Source organism: Streptomyces sp. NPDC003300 (genome assembly GCF_040610915.1).
Taxonomy (GTDB): Bacteria; Actinomycetota; Actinomycetes; order Streptomycetales; family Streptomycetaceae; genus Actinacidiphila.
The window spans coordinates 1-10,014 of record NZ_JBEXNE010000055.1 but is presented as its reverse complement, the minus strand read 5'-3'; the positions used below and the strand labels follow the sequence as shown (position 1 = coordinate 10,014).

Sequence of the window (10,014 nt, the reverse complement as noted above, 5' to 3'; positions counted from 1 at the left end):
GGGCCGGACTCGTGGACGTACATGGCGTCGTGCAGGACCCGGGAGGAGACGTCCGCGATGTCGGCGAGGTCGGCGATAGAGCGGCGGAACTCGGAAGCGTCCGGCACCGGGGCGAAGGCCGAATCCCGTACCCCGTCGCCGGGCGCCGCCGTCGCCGTCGCCGCGCCCGCTCCCGTTCCGGCGAGCGCCGCCGCAGCCGTGAGGGCCGCCGCGGCGAACACTCCGCCGCGCGCCCGCCTCGGGCCGAGGCCCCGCGTCAGTCGCCGTCCCCGTCGTGTCCGCATCCCGCTGCCGCCTCCGTCGTCGTGTGCGCGCCGTCCGGGCGTCCGAACGGCCCGGTTCCGGCTTCGACACTGCCCTACGCGGCGGCGCGGGTGCGGCTGCCCACGCCGGGCGTTACGGTGACGCACCGTCAGCGGAGCAGGACGGCGGCGGCCCAGGACGGTGCGTCAGAACTGCACGTCGGCGCAGGAGTAGAAGGCGTTCGCGGTGTCCGCGATAGTCCAGACGCCGACGATGAGCTGCTTGCCGCTCAGCCCGCTGGGGATCGTGCCCTGGTGGACGACGGTGGCGGGCGGCTGGGAGCCGTTGTAGGGGATCTTCAGGAAGGGCGTGGTGTTGAGCATCGCCCGGGTGAGCGGCTTCTTCGGGTCGTACCCGGCCTTGGTCAGGTAGTACGAGAAGTCGGTCGTCGAGTGCCGGGCGGTCAACTTCCAGGTGAAGGTGTAGCTCTGACCGCCCGTCACGTGCGTGGCGGGCCAGCCGCCGTTGCGCGGGTCGTCGAGCTGGGCGAAGCGGCTGTTGGCGCCGCTGCAGATCTTGCCGTCGGCGGGACCGCCGGCCGGGAAGCCCTTGGGGCCCTCGACGCTCTGCGGCTCGTACTGGATGTCGCCGCAGTTCGTGACGGTCCCGGCGGCGCACAGCGCCTGGCGGCTGGGCGGGGTGCTGATGTAGCCGTGACTGCTGGCGCTTCCGGTGGCGAGCACGAACGAACCGGCGACGCCGAGCCCGATCACGGCCGCACTGATCTTCTTGCGCATGGCGTACTCCTTGAGAACGTGGGGGAGTTCCGCGGATGTCTACGGTCGTACGCGGCCCGGACCTGCCCGTGCGGAGCAAGACCACACCGATCCAGGTCTAGACCAAGTCGCACCCTAGTCCCAGGATTTAGTCATGTCCACACCAAGAATCAGCCGTGCGGCGGCGCAATGTGTCCGCCACGCACGGCGGCCCGGCGAGCGGGTCTCCCCGCTCGCCGGGCCGCCGCGAAGCGCGACCGGACGGTGCGTCAGGTCGCCGTGCAGGTCAGCACGGGAACGGCGTTCCCGCCGCTGTACGTGCCCTGGAATCCGAAGTGGGTCTCGGCGGACGGCGCGAGGGCGCCGTTGTAGGCGAGACTCGCCGCGGTCACCGCCGCGCCCGACTGGGCGACGGTGGCGTTCCAGGAGTTGGTGACGCGCTGGCTGCCGGGGTAGGTCCACGACACCGTCCACGAACGCGTCGCCGACGTACCGCTGTTGGCCACCGTCACATCGGCGGTGAAGCCGCTCCCCCAGTCGTTGCTCACCGTGTAGCTGGCGGAACAGCCGCTGCCGCCACCGCCGTTGGACCCGCTGGAGGTGGTCGCGGTGACCGGCGCCGAGGCGGCGGAGGTGTTGCCCGCCGCGTCGCGCGCCTTGACGGTGTACGTGTACGCCGTCGCGGCGGTCAGCCCCGAGTCGGTGTACGACCGGCCGGCGGTCGTCCCCACCAACGCGCCGCCGCGGTAGACGTCGTACGCCGTCACCCCGACGTTGTCGGTCGCCGCCGACCAGCCCAGGGAGACCGAGGTCGCCGTGGTCCCGGTGACGGCTCGGCAGCGCAGGGCACGATGGGAGCGCTCCCATGCCACCGCGTTCATGAAGCCAGGCCCCTCCCCCGGCGTCAAGGGGCTCCGCATGGCGGAGGGTCCCCGCCGTCCGCGCACCGCGAGACCACACCGTGCGCGCACAGCGAAAGGCCCCGCTCACGCGACGTCGGCGTGGCGGGGCGGTTCGGGGTCGGTCAGTCCGCGGCTCCGGCCGGGACGGGAGCGCCGCCGAGGTAGCAGCGGATCGCCGTGCCGTCGGGGGCGGCGTGGACGCGGACGAGGTCCGCGATGTGATTGACCATCAGCAGACCGCGCCCGCCCGGGCGGCCGTTCGGAGGCAGGCGGCGGCCGGCCATCGGGTCGCTGAGCCTGCCGCCGTCGCGGACCTCGCAGACCACCTGGTCGTTCTCGGTCCACAGCCGGATCGTGCCGGAACCGCCGCCGTGCAGAACGCTGTTGGTGATGAGTTCGGAGACCGCGAGGGCCAGGTCGTCCAGCCGGGCGCCGGTCAGGCCGAAGCCGCCCGCCAGCCGGACGGCGAAGCGCCGCGCGTCGCGCAGGCGTTGGTCGTCGAAGGCGAAGGACGCGGCGTCCCGCGGCTCGGGCAGCGGGGTGTTGCCGGAGGCGACGGCGTGGTCCGGCGCGTAGCGGTCGCTGGGCCGCTCGCGGCCCGCCTCGATCACCACCGGATGGGTGGCGTGCGCGTCGTCCAGGACGTCGGGGGCGAGCCCGGCCGCGTCGTACGGACACAGGATCGTCACCTGCCGCCCGGCGAAGGCGGTGTTGATCAACGCCTCGTGCTGGACGCAGGCCGGGTACTCCAGCGCGGTGCGCCCCGGCCAGATCGGCTCGCCGATGATCCGGACCGGACCCGGCGGCTGCGCGTCGCAGAAGGCGCGGAGCACGGCCGGAATGATGCGCCCGGGGTTGCGCCCGACCGTGGTCATGTCGATGAAGCGCACGGCGCCCGCGTCGGACCCGAGGGCGGTACGCAGCAGGCCGAGTCCGACGGGCGGGGCCGCGACGGCGACCGGTTCGCCCGCGGCGAGGCCGTCCCGTACGAAGGGGACGGTGCCCTCCAGATACTCGCGCGCGCCGCGGTAGAACAGAGCGGGATGGGAGAAGTTCCGGGCAGGACTGATCACGGCGCCACCGCTCGCGACATCGCACGGCAGCGTCCCGGTGGCGTTTCCCACGCCTCTCGCGTCGGCCTCGGCGCCCCCTGACGCCGGCCGACCGCGATGTCCACCCTGAATGCCCCCTTCGGACACCTGCGGTTTTTTCGGACACCCCTTGACAGCGGTTTCGGACAACAGTGCTGTCACCGCCAGTATGCTCCTCGCCCGACGATCATCAACGCCGGGAGCCGCCTGGCCGCCGTCCGCGCCCGCAGCGGGGGCCGCTCCCCCGGAGAACCGACCGGTCCCGCGCCGCTCCGCGCCGGTCCCGCGCCGCTCCGCACCGGTCCTACGCCACTCCGCGTGGCCGGAACTGGACGCTGATCCGCCCGCCCACCGCTCCCCGCGTCTTCGGCACCGCGTGATCCCAGGTCCGCTGACAGGATCCGCCCATCACGATCAGGTCGCCGTGGCCCAGCGGCTGCCGGACGGTGCTCCCGGCGCCCCCGCCGCCGCGCGGCCTGAGCAGCAGCGGGCGCGGCTCCCCCAGGGACACGATGGCGACCATCGTGTCGTGGGTGCCGCCGCGCCCGAAGCGGTCGCCGTGCCAGGCCACGCTGTCCCGGCCGTCGCGGTAGAAGCACAGTCCGGCGCTGACGAAGGGCTCGCCCAGTTCGGCCGCGTAGTGCGCGCTGAGCCGCGCGCGGGCGTCGGTGAGCACGTCGGCGGGCAGCGGGTCGCCCTCGCGGTAGTGGGCGAGGAGGCGGGGTACGGCCACCACGTTGTCGTACATCCGGCGCCGCTCCTCGCGCCAGGGGACCTCCGCGGCCAGTTCCGCGTAGAGGTCGTCGGCGCCGCTCAGCCATCCGGGGAGCGTGTCGATCCAGGCGCCCTGTCCGAGGTGGGTGCGGCGGGCTCCCTCCAGGTCACCGAGGCCCGGAGCGCCGCCGCCGAAGATGGACGCCTGCTGAGGGGACGGGTGGCTCATGCGCCGAGCCTACCTCGACTGTCGTACACCTGTTCTATTGTGTGCGGTGCTCCGAACCTGTGCCGAACGCGTGTGCCGGATGTCTGCCGGGCACACGTCGGGCATGCCTCGGGCATACGTCCGGCACACGCCGGGCGTTCCCGCCCGGTTCGCCGCAGGATGGAGAACATGCTGTTCGCCGAGGTCGCCCGTGTCTCGTACGAGGTCGCGCACACATCAGCGCGGACCCGCAAGACGGCGCTGCTGGCCGAGTTCTTCCGGGCCATGGAGCCCGAGGACGTGCTGGTCGCCATCGCGTATCTGGCCGGACGCCTGCCGCAGGGGCGGCTCGGCGTCGGCTGGGCGGCGCTGCGGGACCGCGCCGAGCCCGCCGCGGAGCCGACGCTGACCGTACGGGCGGTGGACGAGGCGCTGACGGCCGTCGGCGCGGTCGCGGGCGCCGGGTCGCAGGGCCGGCGGCGGGACCTGCTCCAGGGCCTGCTGGGCGCGGCGACCGAGCGGGAGCAGGAGTTCCTGGTCGGGCTGCTCACCGGCGAGGTCAGGCAGGGCGCGCTGGACGCCGCGGCGGCGGAGGGCCTGGCCGCCGCGACCGGCGCGCCGCCCGCCGACGTACGCCGCGCGGTGATGCTCGCGGGCGCCCTCGAACCGGTCGCGCGGGCCCTGCTGGCGCGGGGCCCCGACGCGCTCACCGAATTCGCCCTCGCGGTCGGCCGGCCGCTGCTGCCGATGCTGGCGTCCTCCGCCAAATCGGTCGCCGAGGCGGTCGCCAAGGCGGGGCCCTGCGCGATCGAGGAGAAGATCGACGGCATCCGTGTCCAGGTGCACCGCGACGGCGAGTCGGTCCGGATCTTCACCCGCACGCTGGACGACATCACCGAGCGCCTGCCGGAGGTCGTCGCGGCCGTCCGCGCGCTGGGCGCGGACCGTTTGGTCCTGGACGGCGAGGTGCTGGCGCTCGGCCCGGACGGGCGGCCCCGGCCATTCCAGGAGACCGCGGGCCGTGTCGGCTCCCGCGTCGACGTGTCGGCGGCGGCCCGCGCCCTGCCGCTGACGGCGGTCTTCTTCGACGTGCTCGCCGTCGGCGACCGGGACGCCACCGAGGACCTGCTCGACCGCGGCTACGACGAGCGGCACGCGGTGCTGGCCGGGCTCCTCCCCGAGGAGCTGCGGGTCCGGCGGACCGTCGTGTCGGACGCGGCGGACGAGGCGGAGCTGCGGGCCGCCGAGGACTTCTGGCGGGCCACGCTGGACCGCGGGCACGAGGGCGTGATGGTCAAGGCCGCCGACAGCGGCTACGCGGCCGGTCGGCGCGGCGCGTCCTGGATCAAGGTCAAGCCGGTGCACACCCTCGACCTGGTGGTGCTGGCCGTCGAGTGGGGCCACGGCCGCCGCACGGGAAAGCTCTCCAACCTCCATCTGGGCGCGCGCGACGGCGACGGCTTCGCCATGCTCGGCAAGACCTTCAAGGGCCTGACGGACGCGCTGCTCGACTGGCAGACCGAGCGGCTGCTCGCCCTGGCGGTCGGCCCCACCGACGGATACGTGGTCACCGTGCGCCCCGAACTGGTCGTCGAGATCGCCTACGACGGCCTCCAGACCTCGACCCGCTACCCGGCGGGCGTCACCCTGCGCTTCGCCCGCGTCGTGCGCTACCGCGAGGACAAGACGGCGGCCGAGGCCGACACGCTGGAGGCGGTACGGGCGGCACACGGCGGGACGTGACGCGGACGGACGGCGTACGGCCGGACCTGCCGCGGACCGCCGGGCGGCGCGCGCCCTCCCGGTCAGGCGGCGCCCCGTCCCGGGCAGTCGGTCACGCGGTCACGCGGTCACGCGGCGCCGTGGTTCTCCAGCCGGAAGCGCGCCTCCTGCTCCTGGTCGCCCGCCGCGGTGCCGACCACCCGGACGGTGAACGCCTCGGCCAGGCTCTCCCGCAGCCGGTCCACCGCGCGGTAGCCGCCCTGGGCCGTGACCGTCAGCGACTCGCCGAGCCGCGCGGGTCCCGGCACCCCGAGGGTGCGGGACACGTCGAAGGTGGCACTCCAGACCATCGGCCGCCCGTCCGCGGAGTCCTGCGGGATGTCGTCGGGCTCTCGGTCCGAGGCGAAGCTGGTGTTCAGAGCGTCGAGAACGGTCTGCGCGTCCTCCTTCGCGCAACCGTCGAAGGTGACCGCTACCTGGGCTGACTCGTCTTGCGCCGTACTCACGGGGATTCCTTTCGGAGGAGGATGGTGGCGCGCGCACCCGATTTGCGCCACGGTCAGCACTTTTCCGCTGCGGGGCGGGCAAAACCCACGACTCCCGCGAATGGCGGCGTCCGCCACAATCAGAGGATGCCCCGACGTCAGAACCGCCGCCCGGCGGCCACCCGGCTCTCCCCGACGGCTCCCTGCCCGTGCGGACGGCCCGCCGCGTACGACGACTGCTGCGGCGCCCTCCACCAGGGACGGTCCGCCGCCACGACCGCGGAGCAGCTCATGCGGTCGCGGTACGCCGCCTTCGCCGTACGCGACGCCGCCTATCTGCTGCGTACGTGGCACTCCGGCACCCGGCCGCCGGGCCTGCGCTTCGACGGGGACGTGCGGTGGACCGGCCTCGACATCCTCGGTTCGACCGGCGGCACCGCCTTCCACACCGAGGGCACCGTCGAATTCCGCGCCCGCTTCCTGGCCGACGGCCAACCGGGTGACCAGTACGAGAACAGCCGCTTCGGCCGCGAGGACGGTGCGTGGGTGTACGTCGACGCGCTGCCCGAGCGCAGCGGATGACGGCCCTCGACCCGGCCGTACGCGCGGCCCTGGCGCGCGACCTGCTGGACGCGCTGGCCGCGTACTGCCCCGGCTCCCGGACCCGGCTGCGCGGCTCGCTGGCCTCGGGCACCGCCGACGCCTACAGCGACATCGACCTCGAATGGACCGTGCCGGGCGACCGCTTCGCCCACTGCGTCGACACCGCCGCCGTGGCGTTGGGGCGCGTCCGGCCGCTGGCCTCGCTCCGCGTCGACCCGGAGTCGGCCGCCGCCATGGGCGAGCGGCTGCTCTTCGCCGCCTTCCGCGGTCTTCCGCTCTTCTGGCGCCTGGACCTGTCCGTCCGCGCGGAGCCGGCCGGGTCGGCCACCGTGCCCGCGGCGCCCGCCACCGCCTGGTCCCCGGCCGCCAGCGCCCTGGCCAACGCCGTCGCCACCGTCAAGATGCTGCGCCGCGGGCGTCCCGATGTCGCCCGCGGCCTGCTCACCCGCGGCCTCGCGCGCGTCGGCGCGCCCGACCACCTCACCGACGGCGCCCTCGCCGACGTCCTGCGGCTGACGGCCGCCGCCGTCGCGTACGACCCGTCGCAGGCCGGTCTGGCCGCCGCCGTGTCGGCGCTCGCCGAGGAGCGGACGCGCCCCTGAAGGCGGCTCCTAGGCCACCGGGCGGCGGGCGTCGTAGGCGACGAAGCCGCGCTGGAAGAGGCCGATCAGCGCGATGGCCGAGATGCACGCCAGGCCGCCGCCGACGACGGCGACGGTGGGCGTGAACAGGTCGGAGACGGAACCCGCGAGGAAGTCGCCGAGGCGGGGGCCGCCGACCACCACGACGAGGAAGACGCCCTGGAGGCGCCCGCGCATGTCGTCGGGGGCGGCGGATTGCAGCATGGTGTTGCGGAAGACCATCGAGACGGTGTCGGCACAGCCCGCGAAGGCCAGGAAGAGCAGGCCCAGCCAGAGGTTGCGGGTGAGCCCGAAGACGGCGACGGCCGCGCCCCAGGAGCCGACGGCGAGCAGCACGGCGAAGCCCTGGCGGTGGACCCGGCCGAGCCAGCCGGAGAAGACGCTGCCGAGGAGCGCGCCGACGGCGGGGGCCGCGGCGAGCAGGCCGACGGTGCGGGTGTCGCCGCCGAACCAGAGCCCGGCGACGGCGGGGAACAGCACGCGGGGCTGGGCGAGCACCATGGCGGCGAGGTCGGAGACGAAGGTGGTGCGCAGATTGGGCCGGGCGGCGAGGTAGCGCAGGCCCTCGATGACCGACGGGCGGCGGCGGGCCGCGCCGTCCCCTTCACCGGGGAGCATCGCGGGCAGCCGCCACATCGCGTAGAGGGAGGCGCTGAAGGCGGCGACGTCGACGGTGTACGCGGCCTGGTAGCCCCAGGCGCCGACGAGGACGGCGCCGAGCATGGGTCCTGCCATCTGGCCGACCCCGCCCGCGAGCGAGGCCAGCGCGTTGGCGGCGGGCAGCCGCTCGGGCGGCAGCAGGCGCGGGATCATCGAGGAGCGGGCGGGCGAGTTCATCGCGAAGCAGACCGCCTGGAGCGCGACGACGGCGTAGAGCAGTGCCACGGACCTGAGATGGCCGAAAGCCGCCGCGGCCAGCACGCCGGAGCAGACGGTGGAGCCGGCGGCCGTGATCAGGCCGAGCTTGCGCCGGTCGACCGCGTCGGCGACGGCGCCGCCGTACAGGCCGAAGACGATCAGCGGGACGAGCGAGAAGAGGCCGACCAGGCCGACGTAGAAGCTGGAGCCGGTGATCGCGTAGACCTGGAGCGAGACGGCCATCGCGGTCATCTGCTGGCCGATGTACGACACGGTGTTGCCGAACCACAGGCGGCGGAAGTCCGGGTGCTCGCGCAGCGGGCTCACATCGGCCAGCAGCCGGCGGCGGGGCTTGGCCGGCGGCGCGGACATCTCCGGCTTTCCGGATATTTCAGGCGCGCGTGACCCGGATGGCGCAGGCCCCTCGTCTCGGTCCTCTTCGCTGTTGAGCACGAGGAACCGTAGCAACCATGCGCCGCACGGCAGCGGCCAGGGCCGGTTTCGCACGCGCGCACGGCACTTCGCCACTGTGCGTAGCGCGCCGGAAACCGGCTGGTGACGGAGGACGGGCAGGCTTACGCTGTGCGGGACGAACCGGTCTCAGGGGATGTACCGAACCCCGGGGCCCGTCCCGGAACGAGTCGCCCACCTCGGCCGCGCTCCGGTCCTCCCCTTCGCCCCCGGGCGTGGGGGGCCCAAGGCGCCACCGCGTCCGTACCGCCCGAAGAGCCATCCCACCGGGCGCCGGGCGCGGTCGGACGGCCGCGTCGGGTGTCGCCGGTCCACGCGACGCAAAGGAGTGCGCGGTGTCACCTGATCAACTGAAGCGCAATGAGTCGGCCGAACGAGGCGGCGACGGTGCCTCGCTCCTGGCCGAGGAACGCCCCCTGGACACCTGGTCCCGGTGCGCGCCGATCCGCCTCGCCGGTTACGAGGACGATCTGACGGAGACCCACATCCTGCGCGGCATCGACTAGAAGGCCGCCCGGACGACACCGCGTCCGACAAGCAGTCAGCTGTCGACCTGTCGCCGCGTCATGTCGTGGCGACAGGTCGGTACGTCGGTACGTCGGTACGTCGACACCCGGTGTTCGACAACCGGCCGCCCGGCGCCCGCGCGAGCGGCATTCCCTCGGCACGGCGGCGAAGACGAGTCGAACATCACGTTCACCGGCCCCCGTTGTGGACATGAGTGTCATGTACCGTGAAGGGACTACTACTTCGCACCCCTCGACCCCTATCCGGGGCCTGCGCAAAGACGCGACGAAGAAGAGGGTGCGGCCCGGCAGGCAATTTTTCTCGCCGCTCTCACGCATGGAACAGCGTGGGCCGGGCAGGCGCGTCCCGACTTCGCCGACATCGAGGAGTACGACGATGCTGATGGCCCACCCGACCGTCCTTCGGAACCTGGTGGAACGCTACGAGACGCTGACCGCTGAGGTCGAGACGGCGAAGTCCGTCGACCCGCGCGTGCGGCAGCAGCTCCAGGACACGGCGTACACGCTGTGCGTGTCGACCGGCACCCGGGAGATCGCCCCGGCGCTCGCCGCCGCCCGCGTGCACATGGAGCGCCACCTGTTCATGGACGAGGACGACGAGACCGAGGACGCTTCGGCGGCCTGAAGCCGGACCCCACGACAGACGTCACAGCGGCGGGGGGGGGGGGGGGGGGGGGGCCCCGCGGGGGGGGGGGGGGGGCGCGGGGGGGCCGCCCCCCCCGCGCCCGGGGGGGAGGCGGGGGGGAGGGGAGCCGAACAAACGGGGGAGAACG

The 10,014-nt window shown here is 73.9% G+C and carries 11 protein-coding genes and 1 pseudogene; 5 read left to right on the top strand and 7 right to left on the bottom strand.

From position 1 onward, the window contains the following. The 5 genes and pseudogenes from ABZX65_RS36195 to ABZX65_RS36175 form a co-directional block, all read right to left on the bottom strand. Positions 1-284, bottom strand: a pseudogene (locus ABZX65_RS36195) (ParA family protein); the annotation flags it as partial. Between the two features lie 165 nt (positions 285-449). Further along, a complete protein-coding gene (locus tag ABZX65_RS36190) occupies positions 450-1,040 on the bottom strand; it encodes a lytic polysaccharide monooxygenase (RefSeq protein ID WP_355350307.1) in 591 nt (196 codons plus the stop codon). A 248-nt stretch (positions 1,041-1,288) separates the two neighbouring features. Next, positions 1,289-1,900, bottom strand: a complete 612-nt coding sequence (locus tag ABZX65_RS36185) for a cellulose binding domain-containing protein (protein WP_355350304.1) — start codon at positions 1,898-1,900, stop codon at positions 1,289-1,291. Positions 1,901-2,043: 143 nt separating this feature from the next. Continuing rightward, positions 2,044-2,994 carry a sensor histidine kinase gene (locus ABZX65_RS36180; RefSeq protein WP_355350301.1) on the bottom strand — a complete coding sequence of 317 codons (951 nt, stop codon included), beginning with the start codon at positions 2,992-2,994 and terminating at the stop codon, positions 2,044-2,046. A 322-nt stretch (positions 2,995-3,316) separates the two neighbouring features. Beyond that, complete coding sequence (locus ABZX65_RS36175) at positions 3,317-3,955, bottom strand: alpha-ketoglutarate-dependent dioxygenase AlkB (RefSeq protein ID WP_355350298.1); 639 nt, start codon at positions 3,953-3,955, stop codon at positions 3,317-3,319. A gap of 168 nt (positions 3,956-4,123) precedes the next feature. Between ABZX65_RS36175 and ABZX65_RS36170 the strand changes: the two genes are divergently transcribed. After that, the gene (locus tag ABZX65_RS36170; protein ID WP_355350295.1) at positions 4,124-5,677 is read left to right on the top strand and encodes an ATP-dependent DNA ligase; all 1,554 of its coding nucleotides are present in this window, start codon (positions 4,124-4,126) and stop codon (positions 5,675-5,677) included. Positions 5,678-5,784: 107 nt separating this feature from the next. Here ABZX65_RS36170 and ABZX65_RS36165 read toward each other — a convergent pair whose 3' ends face one another. Further along, entirely contained in the window at positions 5,785-6,162 is a 378-nt protein-coding gene (locus ABZX65_RS36165) for a hypothetical protein (RefSeq protein WP_355350292.1), read from the bottom strand. Positions 6,163-6,288: 126 nt separating this feature from the next. Here ABZX65_RS36165 and ABZX65_RS36160 point away from each other — a divergent pair, with 126 nt between their 5' ends. After that, complete coding sequence (locus tag ABZX65_RS36160; protein ID WP_355350289.1) at positions 6,289-6,723, top strand: YchJ family metal-binding protein; 435 nt, start codon at positions 6,289-6,291, stop codon at positions 6,721-6,723. Continuing rightward, positions 6,684-7,346: a hypothetical protein gene (locus ABZX65_RS36155; protein WP_355350286.1), complete on the top strand. Its 663-nt coding sequence runs from the start codon at positions 6,684-6,686 to the stop codon at positions 7,344-7,346. The genes ABZX65_RS36160 and ABZX65_RS36155 overlap by 40 nt, the downstream gene beginning before the upstream one ends. Before the next feature lie 9 nt (positions 7,347-7,355). Here ABZX65_RS36155 and ABZX65_RS36150 read toward each other — a convergent pair whose 3' ends face one another. Further along, positions 7,356-8,615: an MFS transporter gene (locus ABZX65_RS36150; RefSeq protein ID WP_355350283.1), complete on the bottom strand. Its 1,260-nt coding sequence runs from the start codon at positions 8,613-8,615 to the stop codon at positions 7,356-7,358. Between the two features lie 434 nt (positions 8,616-9,049). Here ABZX65_RS36150 and ABZX65_RS36145 point away from each other — a divergent pair, with 434 nt between their 5' ends. Together ABZX65_RS36145 and ABZX65_RS36140 are read left to right on the top strand one after the other, a co-directional pair. Next, positions 9,050-9,220, top strand: coding sequence for a hypothetical protein (locus ABZX65_RS36145; protein WP_355350281.1), 171 nt, complete (start codon positions 9,050-9,052; stop codon positions 9,218-9,220). A gap of 397 nt (positions 9,221-9,617) precedes the next feature. Beyond that, on the top strand, positions 9,618-9,866 hold the full coding sequence (locus tag ABZX65_RS36140) for a DUF5133 domain-containing protein (protein ID WP_355350278.1): 249 nt from the start codon (positions 9,618-9,620) through the stop codon (positions 9,864-9,866). Positions 9,867-10,014 lie beyond the last annotated feature (148 nt).

What these genes read in the sequence shown, in the direction of transcription:
- ABZX65_RS36175 (WP_355350298.1), bottom strand. Translation starts at nt 3,955, where the DNA reads ATGAGCCACCCGTCCCCTCAGCAGGCGTCCATCTTCGGCGGCGGCGCT.
- ABZX65_RS36150 (WP_355350283.1), bottom strand. Translation starts at nt 8,615, where the DNA reads ATGTCCGCGCCGCCGGCCAAGCCCCGCCGCCGGCTGCTGGCCGATGTG.
- ABZX65_RS36160 (WP_355350289.1), top strand. Translation starts at nt 6,289, where the DNA reads ATGCCCCGACGTCAGAACCGCCGCCCGGCGGCCACCCGGCTCTCCCCG.
- ABZX65_RS36140 (WP_355350278.1), top strand. Translation starts at nt 9,618, where the DNA reads ATGCTGATGGCCCACCCGACCGTCCTTCGGAACCTGGTGGAACGCTAC.
- ABZX65_RS36190 (WP_355350307.1), bottom strand. Translation starts at nt 1,040, where the DNA reads ATGCGCAAGAAGATCAGTGCGGCCGTGATCGGGCTCGGCGTCGCCGGT.
- ABZX65_RS36185 (WP_355350304.1), bottom strand. Translation starts at nt 1,900, where the DNA reads ATGAACGCGGTGGCATGGGAGCGCTCCCATCGTGCCCTGCGCTGCCGA.
- ABZX65_RS36170 (WP_355350295.1), top strand. Translation starts at nt 4,124, where the DNA reads ATGCTGTTCGCCGAGGTCGCCCGTGTCTCGTACGAGGTCGCGCACACA.